The 18,391-nt window shown below is 73.9% G+C and carries 19 protein-coding genes; 11 read left to right on the forward strand and 8 right to left on the reverse strand.

All coding sequences use genetic code 11. The annotated features are described in order from the left end of the window. Positions 1-18: 18 nt before the first annotated feature. Both AC07FJ_RS07545 and AC07FJ_RS07550 read left to right on the forward strand, forming a co-directional pair. Positions 19-1,470, forward strand: coding sequence for a wax ester/triacylglycerol synthase family O-acyltransferase (locus AC07FJ_RS07545; RefSeq protein ID WP_479046344.1), 1,452 nt, complete (start codon positions 19-21; stop codon positions 1,468-1,470). 14 nt (positions 1,471-1,484) lie between these two features. Beyond that, entirely contained in the window at positions 1,485-2,357 is an 873-nt protein-coding gene (locus AC07FJ_RS07550; protein WP_479046347.1) for an Fpg/Nei family DNA glycosylase, read from the forward strand. Positions 2,358-2,359: 2 nt separating this feature from the next. On the opposite strand, the gene AC07FJ_RS07555 is transcribed toward AC07FJ_RS07550, so the two are convergent. Then, entirely contained in the window at positions 2,360-3,079 is a 720-nt protein-coding gene (locus tag AC07FJ_RS07555; protein ID WP_479046350.1) for a zf-HC2 domain-containing protein, read from the reverse strand. A 136-nt stretch (positions 3,080-3,215) separates the two neighbouring features. Between AC07FJ_RS07555 and AC07FJ_RS07560 the strand changes: the two genes are divergently transcribed. From AC07FJ_RS07560 to AC07FJ_RS07580, 5 genes are all read left to right on the forward strand, one after another. After that, positions 3,216-3,968 carry a LytR/AlgR family response regulator transcription factor gene (locus AC07FJ_RS07560; protein ID WP_468283010.1) on the forward strand — a complete coding sequence of 251 codons (753 nt, stop codon included), beginning with the start codon at positions 3,216-3,218 and terminating at the stop codon, positions 3,966-3,968. Positions 3,969-4,043: 75 nt separating this feature from the next. Further along, a complete protein-coding gene (locus AC07FJ_RS07565; protein WP_479046352.1) occupies positions 4,044-4,457 on the forward strand; it encodes a hypothetical protein in 414 nt (137 codons plus the stop codon). Further along, the gene (locus tag AC07FJ_RS07570; protein ID WP_479046354.1) at positions 4,454-6,202 is read left to right on the forward strand and encodes a sodium/solute symporter; all 1,749 of its coding nucleotides are present in this window, start codon (positions 4,454-4,456) and stop codon (positions 6,200-6,202) included. Before AC07FJ_RS07565 ends, AC07FJ_RS07570 begins: the two co-directional genes overlap by 4 nt. Beyond that, positions 6,199-7,428 carry a sensor histidine kinase gene (locus tag AC07FJ_RS07575; RefSeq protein ID WP_479046356.1) on the forward strand — a complete coding sequence of 410 codons (1,230 nt, stop codon included), beginning with the start codon at positions 6,199-6,201 and terminating at the stop codon, positions 7,426-7,428. The genes AC07FJ_RS07570 and AC07FJ_RS07575 overlap by 4 nt, the downstream gene beginning before the upstream one ends. A gap of 100 nt (positions 7,429-7,528) precedes the next feature. After that, positions 7,529-7,750, forward strand: coding sequence for a DUF6296 family protein (locus tag AC07FJ_RS07580; RefSeq protein WP_479046358.1), 222 nt, complete (start codon positions 7,529-7,531; stop codon positions 7,748-7,750). Positions 7,751-7,851: 101 nt separating this feature from the next. Here AC07FJ_RS07580 and AC07FJ_RS07585 read toward each other — a convergent pair whose 3' ends face one another. Then, positions 7,852-8,367: a hypothetical protein gene (locus AC07FJ_RS07585; RefSeq protein ID WP_479046360.1), complete on the reverse strand. Its 516-nt coding sequence runs from the start codon at positions 8,365-8,367 to the stop codon at positions 7,852-7,854. Between the two features lie 170 nt (positions 8,368-8,537). Next, positions 8,538-9,071: a sigma-70 family RNA polymerase sigma factor gene (locus tag AC07FJ_RS07590; protein WP_479046362.1), complete on the reverse strand. Its 534-nt coding sequence runs from the start codon at positions 9,069-9,071 to the stop codon at positions 8,538-8,540. A 280-nt stretch (positions 9,072-9,351) separates the two neighbouring features. On the opposite strand from AC07FJ_RS07590, the gene AC07FJ_RS07595 reads away from it, so the two are divergent. Beyond that, complete coding sequence (locus AC07FJ_RS07595; RefSeq protein ID WP_479046365.1) at positions 9,352-10,611, forward strand: CapA family protein; 1,260 nt, start codon at positions 9,352-9,354, stop codon at positions 10,609-10,611. A 38-nt stretch (positions 10,612-10,649) separates the two neighbouring features. On the opposite strand, the gene AC07FJ_RS07600 is transcribed toward AC07FJ_RS07595, so the two are convergent. Further along, a complete protein-coding gene (locus AC07FJ_RS07600) occupies positions 10,650-12,098 on the reverse strand; it encodes an amino acid permease (protein ID WP_479046368.1) in 1,449 nt (482 codons plus the stop codon). A 183-nt stretch (positions 12,099-12,281) separates the two neighbouring features. Between AC07FJ_RS07600 and AC07FJ_RS07605 the strand changes: the two genes are divergently transcribed. Beyond that, positions 12,282-13,220, forward strand: coding sequence for a polysaccharide deacetylase family protein (locus AC07FJ_RS07605; protein ID WP_479046370.1), 939 nt, complete (start codon positions 12,282-12,284; stop codon positions 13,218-13,220). A 64-nt stretch (positions 13,221-13,284) separates the two neighbouring features. Here AC07FJ_RS07605 and AC07FJ_RS07610 read toward each other — a convergent pair whose 3' ends face one another. Then, positions 13,285-13,941, reverse strand: coding sequence for a class F sortase (locus tag AC07FJ_RS07610; protein WP_468282980.1), 657 nt, complete (start codon positions 13,939-13,941; stop codon positions 13,285-13,287). Positions 13,942-14,256: 315 nt separating this feature from the next. Here AC07FJ_RS07610 and AC07FJ_RS07615 point away from each other — a divergent pair, with 315 nt between their 5' ends. Further along, positions 14,257-14,760 (forward strand): hypothetical protein, encoded by a 504-nt coding sequence (locus tag AC07FJ_RS07615; RefSeq protein WP_479046373.1) that lies wholly within the window; start codon positions 14,257-14,259, stop codon positions 14,758-14,760. 138 nt (positions 14,761-14,898) lie between these two features. Here AC07FJ_RS07615 and AC07FJ_RS07620 read toward each other — a convergent pair whose 3' ends face one another. From AC07FJ_RS07620 to AC07FJ_RS07630, 3 genes are all read right to left on the reverse strand, one after another. After that, positions 14,899-15,435: a hypothetical protein gene (locus tag AC07FJ_RS07620; RefSeq protein ID WP_479046376.1), complete on the reverse strand. Its 537-nt coding sequence runs from the start codon at positions 15,433-15,435 to the stop codon at positions 14,899-14,901. Positions 15,436-15,591: 156 nt separating this feature from the next. Next, positions 15,592-16,356, reverse strand: a complete 765-nt coding sequence (locus tag AC07FJ_RS07625; protein ID WP_479046379.1) for a bestrophin-like domain — start codon at positions 16,354-16,356, stop codon at positions 15,592-15,594. A 61-nt stretch (positions 16,357-16,417) separates the two neighbouring features. Then, the gene (locus AC07FJ_RS07630) at positions 16,418-16,978 is read right to left on the reverse strand and encodes a hypothetical protein (RefSeq protein WP_479046937.1); all 561 of its coding nucleotides are present in this window, start codon (positions 16,976-16,978) and stop codon (positions 16,418-16,420) included. A 218-nt stretch (positions 16,979-17,196) separates the two neighbouring features. Here AC07FJ_RS07630 and AC07FJ_RS07635 point away from each other — a divergent pair, with 218 nt between their 5' ends. Continuing rightward, complete coding sequence (locus AC07FJ_RS07635) at positions 17,197-18,234, forward strand: SCO0930 family lipoprotein (RefSeq protein WP_479046381.1); 1,038 nt, start codon at positions 17,197-17,199, stop codon at positions 18,232-18,234. Positions 18,235-18,391: the final 157 nt, after the last annotated feature.

The following is an 18,391-nucleotide window of genomic DNA, read 5'->3' on the forward strand; positions in this document are numbered from 1 at the left end:
CGACGACCTGGGGATTCCTTGAGCAGCGATCTGCTGGCACCGCTCGATCTGGCCTTCTGGCACCTCGAATCGGCCGGCCACCCCATGCACCTCGGCGCGCTGGCCCGCTTCGACCCCGCACCGGGGCCGGGTGACGCGTCACCCGACTCCGCACCCAGCGGCGCGTCCGTGCTCGCGCTGCTCGCCGAGCGCGCCGCCGCCATCCCGCGCCTGCGGATGCGGGTGCGGGACGTCCTGCTGCCGGTCGGCGGCGCCCGCTGGAGCGTGGACGAGACCTTCGACGTCCACCGGCACGTACGCCACGTCCGGCTCCCCCAAGACCAGGACGGCGACTTCGCCACCGCCGCCACGCGGCTCGCCGGGGAGCTGATGGAGCGCCCGCTCGCCCGCGAGCTGCCGCCGTGGGAGATGTACCTGCTGACCGGGGCCCCCGGCGGGCCCTTCGCCGTACTCGTCAAACTCCACCACGCCCTCGCCGACGGCATGCGCGCCGTCGCCATCGGCGCCGGGATCTTCGACGAGATCGCCGACGCCCGGCCCCGCACCGCCGCCACCACCACCGTCCGCCGTCCGCGCCCGGCGACGCCCCGCTCGTGGCTCCCCGGCCCCTGGCACGTGGCCGGTGTCGCGGGCGCCGTTCGCGGCCGGGCCGAGGAGCTCGGCCGCGCCCTCGGCGTCGGCGCCTCCGTCCTGGGCGCCTCCGCCGTGCGGGCCGGCCGCCACGACCCTCACGGGACCCCGGCGCTCGCCGCGGAATCCAGCGGCACACGACGCCTGGCCACTGCCGAGCTGGACCTGGAGGAGGTGCGCCGGGTACGCCGGGTGACCGGCGGCACCGCCAACGACGTGCTGCTCGCCGTGGTCGCCGGGGCGCTGCGCCACTGGCTGCTGGAACGCGGCGACCCGCTCCCCGCCGCCGACCCGTGCGCGCTGGTGCCCGTCTCGCGGCGCAGGCCCGGTGGCCGTGCGGGTTCCGGTTCCGGCTCGCCGCCCGACTGCGGCAACAGGTTCTCCGCGTACCTCCTCGACCTGCCCCTCGGCGACCCCGACCCGCTGAGCCGCCTCGCCGCCGTACGTCGCGGCATGGACCGCAACAAGGCGGCCGGGCCCTCGCGCGGTCCCGGGGCCGTCGCCGTGCTCGCCGACCAACTGCCGCCGCTCGCCCACCGCTTCGGCACACCGCTGGCCGGGGGCGCGGCCCGCATGCTGTTCGACCTCCTGGTGACCAACGTGCCCCTGCCCCGCTCCACGCTCTCCCTCGCCGGCAGCCCGCTGTGCGCCCTGTACCCGATGGCCCCGCTCGCCCGCGGCCAGGCCCTCGCCGTCGCCATGTCGCCGTACGGCGGACGCGTCCACACCGGACTCGTCGCCGACGGCCGGGCCCTGCCCGACCTGGACCGCATCGCGCACGCCCTGCACACCGAACTCGCCGCGCTGGTCAAGGCCACCGACCGTTCTTCCGGGTCCTGAGGCAAGCTGGAAGCATGCCCGAACTGCCCGAGGTCGAAGCGCTGCGCGAGTTCCTCGACGAGCACCTCGTCGGCAAGGAGATCGCCCGCGCCCTGCCCGTCGCCATCAGCGTGCTGAAGACGTACGACCCGCCGCTCGGCGCCCTCGACGGCGGCGAGGTCACCGGCGTGGCGCGGCACGGGAAGTTCCTCGACATCGCGACGGCCGGGCCGGCCGGAGAGCTGCACCTGGTGGTCCACCTCGCCCGCGCCGGCTGGCTGCAGTGGCGGGACGTCCTGCCCTCCGGCCCGCCCCGCCCCGGCAAGGGGCCGCTGGCGCTGCGCGTCGCGCTCACCGGCGGTGACGGCTTCGACCTCACCGAGGCCGGCACCACCAAGCGCCTCGCCGTCCACCTCGTACGTGATCCGGCCGCGGTGGACGGTGTCGCCCGCCTCGGCCCCGACCCGCTCGCCGACGACTTCGACCGGGACGCCTTCGCGGCGCTCCTCGCCGGGGAACGGCGCCAGATCAAGGGCGCGCTGCGCGACCAGAGCCTCATCGCCGGGATCGGCAACGCCTACAGCGACGAGATCCTCCACGCCGCCCGCATGTCGCCCTTCAAGCCCGTCCGGAACCTCACGCAGGAGGAGACGATCGCGCTGTACGAGGCGATGCGCGCGACCCTGCGGGAGGCGGTGGAGCGCTCGCACGGGCTGGCCGCCGGGCGGCTCAAGGCGGAGAAGAAGAGCGGGCTGCGCGTCCACGGCCGCACCGGGGAGCCCTGCCCGGTCTGCGGCGACACCATCCGCGAGGTCTCCTTCAGCGACTCCTCGCTGCAGTACTGCGCCACCTGCCAGACCGGCGGCAAGCCGCTCGCCGACCGCCGCCTGTCCCGCCTGCTGAAGTAGGTCTACGGCAGCACCGACACCAGCCGCCGCCCCTCGCGGTCGCGCACCTCCAGCCGGGCGATCTCGTCGCGCCGCAGCGCCGTACCGCCCTCGATGACGGGCTCGTCACCGTCCTCGTGACCGTCCACGGGCGTCGCCCAGCTCATCACCGGCCACTCCCGCCCGTCCCTCCCCACCACCACCAGGTCGCAGACGCGGGGCCCCCGCACCCCCGCCACCCGCACGGCCAGCTCCGTGCCCCACGCCCGGTCCCGCAGCGCCAGCGCCGCCGTCACCCCGGTGGCCGGGTCGGTCGCCGCGACCGCGGCCCGCCCCGGTGACGCCGGCTCGTCGCCGGCCACGAGGAGGGCGGCTCCGGGCACGCCGACCGCGAGTGCCGCGGCCGCCGCGACCAGGCGTCCGCGCCACCGGCGTACCCGTGGAAGCCGCGCGGCGCCGCGCCGGTGCCCCTGCCCGCGCCGCGTCCTCCGCCCCGGTCCCCGGCCCCGCCCGGGGCCGGCCACCCGTACCGCCACCCGTCCCGGCCTCGGCGGTTCCCGGCCGGTCAGCTGCGCCAGCGCCGCCACCGTGCCGGTGAGGTCCGCCAGCCGCATGGCGCAGGGCACGCACGCCGCGAGGTGCTCCTCGCAGCGCAGCGCGTCCGCCGGTTCCAGCACGCCCAGCGCATAGGCGGCGACATCGGCGGCACCGGCGGCATCGTGGTGCCGCTCCCGCAGACCCATGGCTGTGCCCCATTCCCCGTATCGTCGTCGTTCGTCAGCGTCCCGTCGGTGCCGGGATCGTCCCGCTGTGCCGTCGTGAACGAGTACGCAGACGAGCGGCTTCTCGCTCAATCACCCCGCGCCTACACTCCGCACCATGCTGCGCGTACTGGCCGTCGACGACGAGAAGCCCGCCCTCGAGGAGCTGCTCTACCTGCTCCGCCGCGACCCCCGGGTGCGCAGCGCGGAAGGCGCCACCGACGCGACCGAGGCCCTGCGCCGCATCGGCCGGGCCCTGGAGGCGGGGCCCGGCGGGGAGGAGGCCATCGACGTCGTCTTCCTGGACATCCACATGGCCGGGCTCACCGGCCTCGACGTCGCCCGGCTGCTGGCCGGCTTCGCCCGGCCGCCGCTGATCGTGTTCGTCACCGCCCACGAGGGCTTCGCCGTCCAGGCCTTCGACCTCAAGGCGGTCGACTACGTCCTCAAGCCGGTCCGCACGGAGCGCCTCGCCGAAGCCGTACGCCGCGTCGCCGACCTCACCGCCCCCGCCGACCGGCCGGGCGTCGCCGCGGCCCCGGAGCAGATACCGGTCGAACTCGGCGGCGTCACCCGCTTCGTACCGGTCGACGCCATCGCCTACGTCGAGGCGCAGGGTGACTACGCGCGCCTGCACACCGACGAGGGCAGCCACCTCGTGCGCATCCCGCTGTCCACGCTGGAGGAGCGGTGGGCGGCGCGCGGCTTCGTACGGATCCACCGCAGCCACCTCGTCGCGCTCGGCCGCATCGACGAACTGCGCCTCGACGCCGGGGCGACCACCGTGCGCGTCGGCAGCGCGGAGCTCGCGGTCAGCCGCCGGCACGCCCGCCAGCTGCGTGAGCTGCTGATGCGGCGCGTCCGGGGCTGAAACCCCCTACCCCGGGCCGGACCTGCTGCGTAGACTCCACAACCCCTGCCCTCGACCCACCAGCCCCGGACGACGATGCCCGCAGAGCAGCCCACCGCGCGCCGCCCGCGCCGCGAGACCGTGACCGGCGTGCCGCGCTCCGCCCGAAGGCCGCCCCGCGCGCCCGGTCACGCCCCGGCCCGCTCCGAGATCAGCGAGCAGACCTCCCTCGGCCACACCTACGTACGCTCCCTGATGCGCAGCCAGCTGCGCGCCGCGCTGTCGGCGCTCGCCACCCTCGCCCTGGTCGTCGGCACCCTGCCGCTGCTGTTCGCGCTGCCCCAGGCCCTCGACTCCACCGCGCCGTCGCCCGCGCCCTTCGTCTGGGCCGCCCTCGGCGTCGGCGTCCACCCCGTCATGTGGCTCGTCGCCCACTGGTACGTGCGCCGCGCGGAGCGCAACGAACGCGACTTCACCGGGCTGCTGGAAGGCCGGTCGGAAGGGCGGTGAACCAGACCTACGCGGTGGCCGCCGTCACCACCGTCGTCCTCGCCACCGTGCTCATCGGCTCCCTCGGCCTGCGCATCTCCCGCACCACCTCCGACTTCTACGTCGCCTCGCGGACCGTGCGCCCGGGCCTCAACGCCGCCGCCATCAGCGGCGAGTACCTCTCCGCCGCCTCCTTCCTCGGCGTGGCCGGACTCGTCCTGCTCCAGGGCCCCGACATGCTCTGGTACCCGGTCGGCTACACCGCCGGGTACCTGGTCCTGCTGGTCCTCGTCGCGGCCCCGCTGCGCCGCTCGGGCGCGTACACCCTCTCCGACTTCGCCGAGGCCCGGCTGGAGTCGCCGCGCGCCCGGCGGCTCGCCAGCCTCCTCGTCGTCGGCATCGGCTGGCTGTACCTGCTGCCGCAACTCCAGGGCGCCGGGCTGACGCTGGAGATCCTCACCGGGGCGCCCGAGTGGGTCGGCGGGCTCGTCGTCGCCGTCGTCGTCACCGGGGCCGTGGCGGCGGGCGGCATGCGCAGCATCACCTTCGTCCAGGCGTTCCAGTACTGGCTCAAGCTCACCGCCCTGCTGGTGCCCGCCCTCTTCCTCGTCACGGCCTGGCTCGGCGACGACGCCCCGCGCGCCCGCTTCGACGCGCCCGCCGTCTTCCGGGAGCACACGCAGGTCCGCGTCGACGACACCGTACGCATCGACGTCGACACCCCGCTCACCCTCACCGTCTCCGGCCGCGTTGACCGGGTCGCGTACGACGGCGGCCGCGTCACCCTCGCCGAGGGCACCCACCACGTCGAGGCCGGCACCACGCTCGGCTTCCCCGAGGGCGCCCGCGTCCCCGAGCGCGCCGCCACCGGGACCGACCCCCTCGGCTGGTCGCAGCCGCTGGCCGGGGGCCGCGACGGCGGCCAGCCGGACGGGCGGCAGCTGTACGCCACGTACGGGCTGATCCTCGCCACCTTCCTCGGGACCATGGGCCTGCCCCACGTCGCCGTCCGCTTCTACACCAGCCCCCACGGCCGCGCCGCGCGCCGCACCACCCTCGTCGTCCTCGGCCTGATCGGGGCGTTCTACCTCCTGCCGCCCGTCTACGGCGCGCTCGGCCGGATCTACGCGCCCGAGCTCGCGCTGACCGGCGCCGCGGACGCCGCCGTCCTCGTGCTGCCCGACCGGCTGGTGGGCGGGCTCACCGGGGACCTGCTCGGCGCGCTGCTCGCGGGCGGGGCCTTCGCGGCGTTCCTGTCGACGGCCTCCGGGCTGACCATGTCGGTGGCCGGGGTGCTCGGCCAGGACGTGCTCCCCTCGCGCGGCGTACGCCACTTCCGGCTCGCCGCACCGCTCGCCATGGCCGTCCCGCTGGGGCTGAGCCTGGTGGCGACGAAGGTGCCGGTGGCGGACGCGGTGGGCCTGGCGTTCGCGGTGTCGGCGTCGTCGCTCTGCCCGCTGCTGGTGCTCGGCATCTGGTGGCGGCGGCTCACCCCGCCCGGCGCCATGGCCGGGCTCGTCACCGGCGGCGGGGCCGCGCTCACCGCCGTCATGGCCACCCGGGCGGGCCTGGCCCCCGAGGGCTGGCCGCACACCCTGATGGCCTGGCCCGCCGTCTGGTCGGTGCCGCTGGGCTTCCTCACCATGGTGGGCGTCTCCCTGGCGACGCCCCGCCACGTGCCCGCCGGGACGCCGGCGATCCTGGCCCGGCTCCACCTGCCGGAGGGGCTCGTCGGCCGCCCCGACCGCGAGGGGGCCGAGCGATGAGCGGTACCCCCGGGACCCTGCTCGCCGCCCTCACCGCCGCCGGGGCCGTGCTCCTCGCCGCCGGGTTCGCGCTCGGCCGGCTCACCGCCCGCCGCGCCGGGCGGGACGTCCTCGACCTCGGCACCCCCGTCGAACGCGCCACCTTCCACACCCTGCACACCGCGTCCCTCGCCGCACCGCCGCTGCGCGCCGGGCTCACCGAGGACACCGCCCGCAAGGCCGCCCGGCGCCTGCGGCCGCTGCTCGGCACCGAGGCGCTCTGCCTCACCGACCGCACCGCCGTCCTCGCCTGGGACGGGCCCGGCGCCGACCACCACCGCGACCAGGTGATGGAACGGGTCGCCGAGCTGCTCGAATCGGGCCGCAGCCAGAGCGTGCGCACCGACTGCGGTGACCTGGACTGCCCGCTGCGCTGGGCGGTCCTCGCCCCGCTCACCGGCGAGGAGGGCGTGCTCGGCGCCCTCGTCGCGTACGGGTCGCGCGAGTCGGCCGTCCTCGTGCGGGCCGCGACCGAGGTGGCCCGCTGGGTCTCCGTACAGCTGGAGCTGGCCGAGCTCGACCTGTCCCGCACCCGGCTCATCGAGGCCGAGATCCGCGCCCTGCGGGCCCAGATCTCCCCGCACTTCATCTACAACTCGCTCGCCGCCATCGCCTCGTTCGTCCGCACCGACCCCGAGCACGCCCGCGAACTCCTCCTGGAGTTCGCCGACTTCACCCGCTACTCCTTCCGGCGGCACGGCGACTTCACCCACCTCGCCGACGAGCTGCGCTCCATCGAGCAGTACCTGGCGCTCGCCGGGGCCCGCTTCGGCGACCGGCTCCAGGTCACCCTGCAGGTGGCGCCGGAGGTGCTGCCGGTGACGCTGCCGTTCCTGTGCCTCCAGCCGCTCGTCGAGAACGCCGTCAAGCACGGCCTGGAGGACTCGCGCACCACCTGCCGGGTGACCATCGCCGCGCGCGACGCGGGCGCCGAGGCGGTCGTCACGATCGAGGACGACGGCGTCGGCATGGACCCCGCCGTCCTGCGGTCCATCCTCGCGGGCGAGCGCCCACGGTCCTCCGGCATCGGGCTGTCCAACGTCGACGAACGGCTGCGCCAGGTGTACGGGGACGACTACGGGCTGGTGGTGGAGACGGCCGTGGGCGCGGGCATGAAGGTGACGGTGCGTGTCCCGAAGTATCACGCGGGTGTGCACCGCACCCCACCCATGCCCGGCCAGGTATGAAAAGTCCCGTTTTGGGGACGCGGGTGCAGGGCGGCGACCGCTCCACGCGATCGCGGCCACCGGGAGGTATCCACCGGAAGGCAGCCACCGGGAGGCAGCCATGCCCATCCATGACCACTACGAGCTGGACTTCGGGCAGGACACAGTGGTGGAGGTGCACCGCACGGACCGCACCGGCGCCGGCGGGCACCCGGTGTACGCCGATGACACGGGAATCGTCCTGGCCGAGATCAGCGACCAGGGCGAAGTGCGGATGATGGCGAGCGGCGGCCACCAGGACCCCGCCGCGAGGGTCCGGGCGCGTCCCGTCCAGCCGCAGTGACATCCGCGCCGACACCCACGTGCCGCGCCCGCGTCCGCGTGCGGCGCATCGCTGACGATCGCCGCCGACGCACGCGTACGCGCATGGTCACGGGCGCGCGCTCAGTACAGGCGCAGCGCCAGGTGCCCGAGGGGCAGGCCCACCTGCCAGGCGGGCAGCCACACGCGTGCCGACTCGTCCACCGCGAGGCCGGCCGCCGGGGCGGCGGACAGCGCGCCCAGGTCCGTGGCCAGTAGCTGCGTGGAGTCCAGCAGGCGCCAGGTCTCGTGCGCGAGCGCGAGCCCCGCGTCCTGCGGGCGCGCGAGCTCCTCGTCCGCCGCGCGCCGCGCGGCGAGTCGGCCGCGGACCCAGGCGTCCCAGGGATGCCCGTACGCGGTGAGCGCGAGCCACTCGTCCAGCCGGGCCTCCGTCCCGGCCTCCGAGGAGACCACGGCGACCCCGTCGCATAGGTAGAACGTGAGCGCGAGCGTCCGGCGGCCCGCCCGGTACTCGAGCGAACCGGGCGCGACCAGTCCGCCCGAGCGCAGCAGCTCATCGGCTAAGTACTCGGCACACAGCCAGGCCATGGGGACCGCCAGCCCGCCCCCGTCGGTGCCGTTCGTGCTCTCGGGCCGCAACGTTCCCACCTTCTTCCGGACGTTCTTCCGTGCGCGGTGCGTGTTTCCAGACGACGAGCCTCCACCGTGGGACACGGCCGGGGGTGCGCTTTTGCCCAACTCGGTGCTGTGGTTTCGAATACGTTCCGGCCGCGGCCGTGACCCACGGGGGCTAGGGGGAACCAGAGCCGTCAGAGGCGTTCGGGGTAGCCCGGCAGGTACCGGCCGAGCGCCCGCAGCGCGTAATGCGAGCGCGACTTGACCGTCCCGGCCGGTATGCCGAGCTCCGCCGCCGCCTCCTTCACCGACAGGCCGTCGAAGTAGATCCGGACCAGCACCGCGCGGTGCTCCGGGCTCAGCTCCCGTACCGCGGCGCGGACGTCGAGGGCCGCCATCGCCGACTCGGTGGCGTCGGCCGGGTCGGGGGTGGCGGCGAGCGCGCCGTCGCCGATCTCGGTGGGGCGGGCCAGACGGGAGCGGCGGGCGTCGATCGCGAGGCGCCGCGCCACCGTGAAGAGCCACGGCCGCATCGACTCGTAGGGCGCCTCGAACGCCTCGGGGTGCTGCCAGGCGCGGACCAGCGTCTCCTGCATCAGGTCCTCGGCGCGCTGCCGGTCACCGTACGTCAGCCCGAGCAGGAAGTTCAGCAGCGCGTTGCCGTGCTCTCGCTGGAGCTCCGCCAGGGTCCGCTCGTCGGTGGTCGGCGTCGCCGTCGCCGTCGTCATCGTTCACATCCCTTCGCGCCGTGCCGCGTCACTCGGTCCGTATCCGAACGCATCCGGGCGCGGAGGGACAGGCGGCGCACCGCGATCTGCGACGAGCGGTCGCACCGAGCGACGAATGGTGCGGCGAACGGTCGGCCGGGGTGCGTTGATGCCCTTGGTCCGGTTCAGGCAATTTGTGTGATTTTCCGACTTAAAGGATTGAATGATTCGTGGATCCCGTAGGGATTTCAGGGAGCCAGCACCTGGTGCACCCCCACCCGAAGCCCTACGGAGCCCGGCCATGACCACCGCCATGACCACCCCGCGCACCCGCCCACGCATCCGACGCAAGACGGTGGCCGCGACCGCCGTACTACTCTCCGTGACGGCGGGCTGTGCGGGCGCACAGCCCGCCGGCGCACCCGCCGCGGCACGGCACGAGACCGGGGCCCACGACCGGTCGGCCGCAGCCGTGCCGTCCTCGGCCGGCGGCGCCGCCGCCCACTCCGAGCGGCGCGGCTTCACGCTCGTCGCCAGCGGCGACGTCCTGCCGCACGCCTCGATCATCCGCCAGTCCCAGGCGGACGCGAACGTGACCGGCGCGGGCGGCGGATACGACTTCGGCCCGATGCTCTCCGGCGCCAAGCCCGTCGTCTCCGCGGCCGACCTCGCCATCTGCCACATGGAGACGGTGTACGGCCCCGAGGGCGGCCCCTACACCGGCTACCCGTCCTTCAAGTCGCCGCCCCAGATCGCCACCGCGCTGCGCGAGACCGGCTACGACTCCTGCTCCACCGCCTCCAACCACACCCTGGACGACGGCCTCGACGGCCTGCGCCGCACCCTGGACGCCCTCGACAAGGCGGGCGTCCGGCACGCGGGGTCCGCCCGCTCCGCCGACGAGGCCGCGCGGCCCACCCTTCTGAAGGCGGGCGGCGCCACCGTCGCCCACCTCGCCTACACCTACGGCACCAACGCCGACCCGCTGCCGCAGGAGCAGTCCTGGGCGGTCAACCTCGTCGACGAGAACAGGATCGTCACGGACGCGCGGGCGGCCCGCGAGGCCGGCGCCGACGTGGTCGTGGTGAGCATGCACTGGGGTACCGAGTGGCAGACGGAAGTCGACCAGCAGCAGCTGAGCCTCGCCCGCTCCCTCACCGCCTCCGGCGCGGGCGGCCGGCCCGACATCGACCTCATCATCGGCACACACGTCCACGCCCCGCAGGCCTACGAGAAGGTGAACGGCACGTGGGTGGTCTACGGCATGGGCGACCAGATCGCCGGTGACATGATCAACAACCAGGGCGCCTTCGACCCGCGCGGCAACCAGGGCACCATCGGCCGCTTCACCTTCGCGCCGCCCGCGAAGCCCGGCGGCCGGTGGGAGGTCCAGAAGGCCGAGTACCTCCCGCACTGGTTCAAGACCGCCACGGGCCGGGTGATCAATGTCAACGCGGCGATCGAGCGGGGCGAGAAGAGCCTCACCGCCGTACGCGACGAGATCCGGCAGGCCGTCCTCAGCCGCGGCGCGGACAAGGACGGCCTGCTGATGGGGCAGTGAGGCAGGAGACAGTGAGGCGGTGAGCGGGAGGGTGGCGGTTACGCCTCCGGCCCGGGCGGCGGCGCCTGCCCCGTCCGGGCCTCGCTCCTCGCCAGGTGGGACCGGCGGTAGGAGTAGCCGAAGTACACCACCAGTCCCAGCAGGAACCAGACGGCGAACCGCGCCCAGGTCTGCCACTGCAGGAACGTGATCAGCCAGAGCGAGAAGACCACGCCGATGGCCGGCACGAACGGCATCCCGGGCGTACGGAAGGTGCGCGGCAGGTCCGGCCGCTTGTAGCGCAGCACGATGACGGCGACGCACACGACCACGAAGGCCAGCAGGATGCCGATGTTGGTCAGCTCGGCCGCCTCGTTGATCGGCAGGAACCCGGCGATCAGCGCCGACGCGATGCCCACGATCCACGTCACCCGGACCGGCACGTGGCGCGTGGGGTGCGTCTTGGCGAACCACTGCGGCAGCAGCCCGTCCCGGGACATGGAGAACCACACACGGGTGCATCCCAGCATGAACGTGAACATCACCGTGAGGATGCCGATGATCGCGCCCACCGCGATGACGTCCGCGAGCGCGTCGAGGCCCACCGACTGGAACGCCGTGGAGAAGCCGCTCTCCTTGTCGATCTCGGAGTACTTCTGCATGCCGGTGAGCACCAGGCAGGCCAGCACGTACAGCACCATCGAGACGGCGAGCGAGTACACGATCGCCTTCGGCATGTGGCGCTGGGCGTCCTTGGACTCCTCGGCCGCCGTCGACATCGCGTCGTAGCCGAACACCGCGAAGAAGACGGTCGCCGCCCCGGTGAACGCCCCGCTCACCCCGAACGGGAAGAACGGGCTGTAGTGCGTGGTCGTGATGTGGAAGAAGCCGACCACGATCACCAGGAGCACCACGAGCACCTTCAGCACCACGACGACCGTCTCGACGCGGGCCGCGTTCTTGATGCCGAGCGTGAGCAGGTACGCGATCAGCAGGCAGAGCAGGGCGGCGAAGAGGTCCACCTTGTGGCCCTCACCCGTGCCCGGAGCGCCCAGCATCCAGGCGGGCAGCTCCGCGCCCACCTCGTCCAGCAGGAAGGTGAAGTAGCCCGAGATGCCGATCGCGACGACCGACACGATCGCGGTGTACTCCAGCAGCAGGTCCCAGCCGATGAACCAGCCGGCGATCTCGCCGAGGACCGCGTAGCCGTACGTGTACGCCGACCCGGCCTTCGGGATGAGCCCGGCGAACTCGGCGTAGCTGAACGCGGCGGCCGCGCTCGCCACCCCCGCGATGAGGAACGAGATCAGCACCGCCGGACCGGCCGTGCCGTTGGCGACGGTGCCGGCGAGGGTGAAGATGCCCGCGCCGATGATGCCGCCCACGCCGATGGCGGTGAGCTGCCACAGGCCCAGTGTCCTGGTGAGGCGTTCCGCCGCCTCGCCCTCTTCGATGTGCTCGATCGGTTTGCGGCGCAGAATCCCCTGCCCCGCGCGGAGTCCGGCCATGGGCGTCACCTCTTTGCATACGGCATCGGCTGACGGCCGATCATGATGGCTCAGCCGCGGGCCGGGCGGAAGACACCACACAGCAGGGGACTCGATTGCGCCACTCGTCCCAACGAGTGCAATCGGAGGCCCCGGCCGGTGTGGGTCAGGGGGAGAGGGCATCCGCCATGCGAGTTATTAATCATGAAAAACGATCAGATGCCCACGGGGCGGCGGATGGTGTTGCGCATCGCCGCCGCGCTCGGGGCCACCACCACCGTCGGGCTCTTCGCATCGGACCGGTTCGGGTCGCCCGGGCGCACCGCCGCCCCGCCCGCCCCGTCCCCCCTCGCCCCGGGCCTCCCGGGTGGCCCCGGCGCCCCCGGTGTCCCCGGCGCCGCCGGCGCTCCGGGGCGGGCCGCCGTCGCGCCGCCCGCGGCCGCCGGGCCCCAGGCACAGGCCCGCGCCCGCCTCGCCCCCTCCGCGTACCGCCTCCAGCCCATGGCCGGGGACAGCCCGGCCCGCTTCCGCCGCGCCCTGCCGCCGGTGCGGCAGCGGCCCTTCCTGCGGATGTCCGGCACCGGCCGCACGATGGTCCTCTCCTTCGACGACGGGCCCGACCCCCGCTACACCCCCGCCGTGCTGCGCACCCTGCGCGCGCACGACGTGCGCGCGATGTTCTTCGTCTGCGGCGAACTGGCCGCCGCACACCCCGACCTGCTGCGCGAGATGACCGCCGACGGCCATGTCGTGGGCAACCACTCCTGGTCGCACCCGAACGTCACCAAGCTGCCCCCCTCGCGCATCCGCGACGAGCTCGGCTCCACCAGCGACGTGATCGCGCGCGTCACCGGCTCCCCGCCCCTGTGGTACCGGGCGCCGTACGGCGCCTGGAACCGGCACTCGTTCGAGATCGGCGCCGAGCTCGGCATGGAGCCGCTCGCCTGGACCGTCGACACCCTGGACTGGACCGAGCCCGGGACCGCGAGCATCGTCAGCCGGGTCCTCGACGGGGCGGGGCCGGGCGTCGTGGTGCTCTCCCACGACGCGGGCGGCGACCGCTCGCAGAGCGTCGCGGCGCTGAAGACCTATCTGCCCCGGCTGCTGGCGGCCGGCTACCACGTGACCGTGCCGCGCAGATGACGGCTGCGTACGGCACCGGCCGCCGGGGCGCGTACCCCGGCGGCCGGTACGTGTGCGGCGGAGCTCAGCGAGCCTGCACCATCCGCGCGAAGACCACCACGTTGCCGTCGTACCCGCCGGCCTTCGAGTAGCCGCCGCCGCAGGTGATCACGCGCAGCTCCGCGTGTCCGGTGTCGCCGTAGACGCGCACGCCGGGGAAGTCCTGCTTGGAGAACACCTCGATGCCGTACACCTCGAAGACCGCCACCCGGCCGTCGTAGCGCGTGACCTCCACCAGCTGGCCGCGCTTGACCGAGCCGAGCCGGTAGAAGACGGCGGGCCCCGACTCGTTGTCGACGTGGCCCACGACGACCGCCGTACCGCGCTGGCCCGGCGAGATGCCGTTCTGGTACCAGCCCGCCAGGTTCGGGTCCTGGGCCGGCGGGGCGTCGATCCAGCCCTCCTTGTCCAGACCCACGTCCATGATCGGGGCGTCGACGTTGACCGCCTCGATCCGGATGCGCGACGCGGGCGCGTATGCCAGTGTCTGCAGCGAGGCCGGCGGCGTGGGGGCCGCGGCGACACCGCGCTCCGAGGGCGTCGCGAGGGCCGCGGGCTGCGGCGGGCCGAGCTGGTCGTCAACGCCGTTCCGCACCATCGCGAGACCGGTGAGCATGACGAGGGCCAGTGCGCCCCACGGCGAGCGTCTCCGCCAGTCGAAGCCGGTGTGGTCCAGACCCATGGTTCTCCCTTCGAGGCGTCTGTACGCACGGTAAGGGCGGCGCAAGGGGCGGGCGATCAGTGAGGCGCGAACGGGTGGCGGGGGTGCCGGACGGGTGATGACCCATACGTGTAGTCGTCCACGACCGGCCTGACGGTCTGTGACCTGCGGCTCCGTCAGCTCCGTCGGCGCGGCGCCGGCGTGTCGCCTCACCGGTGTGGACCAATGCCCAAAATGCGGTGATCCGACTGGCTTGTGATGGTTCGACGTGGAGAGACGTACTCGTCGAATTTCCCGGAGCGCCGCTTCGGGGCGTCTTCCACTGGAGGTTCAACCATGCGTGCTTCACGCGCTCTCGCGGTGGCCGCCACCGCGTTCGCGGCCGTCGGAGTCTGCGCTCCGGCGGCCGTCGCCACCGGTGGTGGTACCGGCGGCAACGGTCCCACCAACGTCACCGTCCGTCCCACGCAGGTGCACCAGGGCGGCCAGCTCGCGGTGAGCGCCTCGGGGTGCAACCGCGGCGGCAGCGTCACGTCCAACGCCTTCCCTCCCACCGCACTGACCCTGAACCGTTCGGGCAACTCCGCCGCCACCCCCCGGATCTACGACCACGCCACGCCCGGCCAGTACAACCTGGCCGTCAAGTGCAACGACAGCGCCCTGGTCGTCACCCGCACCTTCACGGTCATCGCCGGCCGCGGCGCGCAGGGCGGCCTCGGCGGCTCCATGGCCCCGAGCTCCACCGAGATGGCCATCGGCGCCGCGCTCGTCGGCACGGCGGCCCTCGGCGGCGGGCTGTTCATCAGCCGGCGCCGCCGCCTGAGCGGCGGAAAGGTCTGACCGGCCGAACCTCCCGGTCGGCCGAATACGCCCGTCGCCCCGAGTCCTCGCTGAGGGCTCGGGGCGACGGGCTTTCGGGGCGGCGGGCTTCCCGCGGGTGGTTCTTCCTTCGGTGCTTTGGTGCTTCGGTGCTTCGGGTCAGTGGCGGCGGTGGTCGGCCCGGCGGCGCACCACGAAGATGACGCCGGTGGCCGCGGCCACCACCAGGCCCGTACCGAGGGCGAGCTGGCCGGTGTGCCAGCCGCCGATGCTGCCGCCGAGGCCGCCGCGCGCGCCACGGGTGGGTGCGACCGTCGCGGTGGCCGTCCTGGTGACGGTCGGAACGGCGGTGGACTTGGTCGTCGGGGTGGAGGTGGCCATGGCGATCCTGAGGTCCACGGAGCCGGGGCTGCCCCCCGCGCAGGTGAAGTTCACCGTGTAGACGGCGCCGCGCCTGGCGTCCCAGTCGACGGTGGCCGTCGCCGACCCGCCGGCCGGGATGGTCACCGTGTCGAAGACGCCCGCCGACGCCATGGCCGTACCCGGACAGCCGGGGGCGGAGAGCGTGATCCTGCCGCCCGGCTGCACGCTCGTCGGGCTGATGAGGAAGTCGCCCTGCTGCGCGGCGGCGGGAGTGGTGAGGGCGAGAGCGGCCGCTCCCAGCAGAGCGGCGGACGCGGCACGTATCGCGCGCATGGTCGATCCTCCGGGTCCCGAGGGGCAGCTGCGGAACGGATTTCCACAAAGGGTCTGATATGCACCTCGATGCCCGACACGCTAGGAGCGCTGTACCACACCCGCGATCCCAGACGGGCGAATGGGGCACCGGAGTCCCCCGGACGGCGGATGCCCTCAGCTCCGCACGTGCGGGAAGAGGGCGAGGAGCGGGTCGGGTGTCGCCGACACCCCGCGGCCGAACGGCGCGTCGAACGCCCAGATCAGGAACAGCAGGAACGCGATGAGCGCGCTGAAGAGACCGGCCAGCAGCAGCTCGCGGAACGTACGCCGGATCTGGAGCATGAAGATCATGCCGACGGTGACCAGGGCGCCGATGATCAGACCGAACCACACCACCCCCGGCATGGTGGCGCCCGCGCTCTCGGCGCGCGCCGCGCGGGCGTCGTCCACGAGCGCCACCTGGTCCACCAGCGGCTGGTACGCCTCGCCCTCGTGGGCGTCGGCGGGCCGGTAGTCGGTGACGCTCCGCCGCATCCGCTCCAGCAGCTCGGTGCCCTTCTCGGTCAGCTCGCCCCGCTCGGCCATGTGCGGCCACTCGGTGTCGACGACGTGGGACACGTACGCCCGTACGTCGTCGCGCACGCCCTCGCGCACGGCCTCGGGCCACACCTCGACGCGCCGGTCCACCTGGTACAGGGCCTGGGCCTCCTGGCGGACGGTGTCCTGGGCGGCGCCGCGCCCCTCCCAGACGCCGGCGATCGCGAGGCCGAGGACGATCGCGTACACCACGCCGATCATCATCGTCATGTACTCGATGACGTCCGGGGTCTCGCTCGGATCGTCGTCATCGCCGACCCGCCGGTTGTTGATGACGACGATGGTGAGGACGACGGCGCACGCGGCGGCCATCGCGATGGACAGAACAAGCCATTCCGACAAGGCGTCTCTCCGTCGGTGATTGTGAGTGCGGATGAGTGCGGGTGAGTGCGGTGAGCCCGGATCAGCGGGACGAGCGGCCGCGCAGCGCGGCGGCGGCGAGCACCGCGGGCGCCGTGACCAGGAGCATCACGGACACCGGGGACGGGCCGCCGTCCGGCTCCGGCGGCGCGATGCGCTGGTAGGCGGGCAGCGGCACGGGGGACGGGGGCGGGGGCGGCGCCGGGGCCGGCGGTTTCGGCGGCCGCGCGGACGGCGGTGCCGGTTTCGGCGGCGGCGGCGGTGGCGGCGGGGGAGGGGGTGGGGGCACCGGCGCGAGCCGTACGGGAGCCGGTGGTGGCGGCTTGGGTTTCGGTTTCGGCTTGGGCGTGGGCTTCGGCGTCGGTTTCGGTGCGGGGGGCGGTACGGGCTCCGGTGGCGGCGGGGGAGGGGGTGTCGGCGTGGGAGTGGGCGTCGGGGAAGGGGACGGCGACGGGGTGCAGGTGTCGCTCCCCGCGATCGCCACCGCGTTCTCCGGTCCCGAGGGCCCGATGACGGCGTGGGCGCAGCTGTCGGCGGCGGCGGGCAGCGGGACCACCAGCAGCCAGGCGAGGGTGGCGGCGGGAACCAGCCGCGAGACGATCATTGCGTACACGCCGAACAGCATGATCAGACCGGTGGCGCGGCAGGGCGCGAACCGGGGTGATTTCCCCTGAAGGAGCGGTTCCGCGGCGACCTGTGTTTGCCCGGCGGAGAAATTTTCGCTCGCCGCGTTGAACACCGGCCACCTCCCCGCCCGTACCTAGGACCGTGAACGGCGCACACGCGGCGCCGACAACCGGCTAGAACCCAACGGGAGTTGACATGAAGACCTGGCGGAACGCCTCGCTCGCGGTGACCGCGGCGGCCGTGCTGGCGCTGACGACGGCGTGCGGTCAGGAGAAGGGCACGCAGAGCCCCAACGGCCAGGCCGTCGGTGCAGCCGCACCCGCCGGAGCTCCCGCCGAGAACGCGGGCGGTTACGGCTCCGACGGCGGTTACGGCGCCGGAGCCTCGGCCCAGGGCGGCGCCGCCGCGGCCAAGCCGGCCGGTCAACTCGCCGTCTGGGACAGCAAGGAGTTCGGCAAGGTCCTCACCGACAGCGAGGGATTCACGCTCTACCGCTTCGACAAGGACACGGCGAGCCCGCCCAAGTCGAACTGCGAGGGCGAGTGCGCCAAGACCTGGCCGGTCGTCTCCGCCGACGGCGCCAAGCCCCCGGCCGGTGTCGACGCCTCCCTGATGGGCACGGTGACCCGCGCCGACGGCACCAAGCAACTCACCGTCGACGGCTGGCCGATGTACCGGTACGCCAAGGACACCAAGCCCGGCGAGGCCAAGGGCCAGGGCGTCGGCGGCACCTGGTACGCGGCGTCCCCCGACGGCAAGAAGGCGGCCCCCGGCAACGGCGGCTCCGGCGACGCGGAGAAGCCGGAGAAGCCGGAGGAGCCCGCGACCGGCGAGGGCGGCGGCGAAGGCGGCGGCGAGGACGCCGGCACCCCGGCCGACCCGGCTGGCCTGTCGGTCCGCAAGGACCCCAAGCTGGGCGAGATCGTCGTCGACAAGAACGGCATGACGGTCTACCGGTTCCAGAAGGACTCCGCCTGGCCGATGAAGACCGCCTGCACCGGCGACTGCCTCAAGAAGTGGCCGGTGGTCGCCCCCGTCGACAAGAACGACACCGAGGGCGTCAAGCTCAAGGGCTTCGTGACCTTCAACCGGCCCGACGGCATCAAGCAGCAGACCATCGACTGCTGGCCGATCTACACCTTCGCGGGCGACAAGAAGCCCGGCGACACCAACGGCCAGGGCGTCGGCGGCACCTGGTTCGCCGTCTCCCCCGACGGCAAGCTCGTCAAGTAGCCCGCCGCCCCCCATTCCCCCCACAGCCGGCCGGAGCGCCCAGCGCAGTCCCCACGCGCCTCCGGCCCCGGGTGGCCGGTCTCCCACCGGCCGGACACCCCGTCGGCCCGCCGGTCCACGCCCCCCGCGTGGACCGGCGGGCCCGCCCGCTCGTGCA

This window comes from Streptomyces sp. NPDC045998 (genome assembly GCF_056430285.1).

Coding starts and splice junctions, on each gene's coding strand:
- AC07FJ_RS07605 (WP_479046370.1), top strand. CDS start 12,282: ATGAAAAACGATCAGATGCCCACGGGGCGGCGGATGGTGTTGCGCATC.
- AC07FJ_RS07595 (WP_479046365.1), top strand. CDS start 9,352: ATGACCACCGCCATGACCACCCCGCGCACCCGCCCACGCATCCGACGC.
- AC07FJ_RS07560 (WP_468283010.1), top strand. CDS start 3,216: ATGCTGCGCGTACTGGCCGTCGACGACGAGAAGCCCGCCCTCGAGGAG.
- AC07FJ_RS07630 (WP_479046937.1), bottom strand. CDS start 16,978: ATGATCGTCTCGCGGCTGGTTCCCGCCGCCACCCTCGCCTGGCTGCTG.
- AC07FJ_RS07615 (WP_479046373.1), top strand. CDS start 14,257: ATGCGTGCTTCACGCGCTCTCGCGGTGGCCGCCACCGCGTTCGCGGCC.
- AC07FJ_RS07565 (WP_479046352.1), top strand. CDS start 4,044: ATGCCCGCAGAGCAGCCCACCGCGCGCCGCCCGCGCCGCGAGACCGTG.
- AC07FJ_RS07550 (WP_479046347.1), top strand. CDS start 1,485: ATGCCCGAACTGCCCGAGGTCGAAGCGCTGCGCGAGTTCCTCGACGAG.
- AC07FJ_RS07600 (WP_479046368.1), bottom strand. CDS start 12,098: ATGGCCGGACTCCGCGCGGGGCAGGGGATTCTGCGCCGCAAACCGATC.
- AC07FJ_RS07610 (WP_468282980.1), bottom strand. CDS start 13,941: ATGGGTCTGGACCACACCGGCTTCGACTGGCGGAGACGCTCGCCGTGG.
- AC07FJ_RS07635 (WP_479046381.1), top strand. CDS start 17,197: ATGAAGACCTGGCGGAACGCCTCGCTCGCGGTGACCGCGGCGGCCGTG.
- AC07FJ_RS07555 (WP_479046350.1), bottom strand. CDS start 3,079: ATGGGTCTGCGGGAGCGGCACCACGATGCCGCCGGTGCCGCCGATGTC.
- AC07FJ_RS07580 (WP_479046358.1), top strand. CDS start 7,529: ATGCCCATCCATGACCACTACGAGCTGGACTTCGGGCAGGACACAGTG.
- AC07FJ_RS07590 (WP_479046362.1), bottom strand. CDS start 9,071: ATGACGACGGCGACGGCGACGCCGACCACCGACGAGCGGACCCTGGCG.
- AC07FJ_RS07575 (WP_479046356.1), top strand. CDS start 6,199: ATGAGCGGTACCCCCGGGACCCTGCTCGCCGCCCTCACCGCCGCCGGG.
- AC07FJ_RS07620 (WP_479046376.1), bottom strand. CDS start 15,435: ATGCGCGCGATACGTGCCGCGTCCGCCGCTCTGCTGGGAGCGGCCGCT.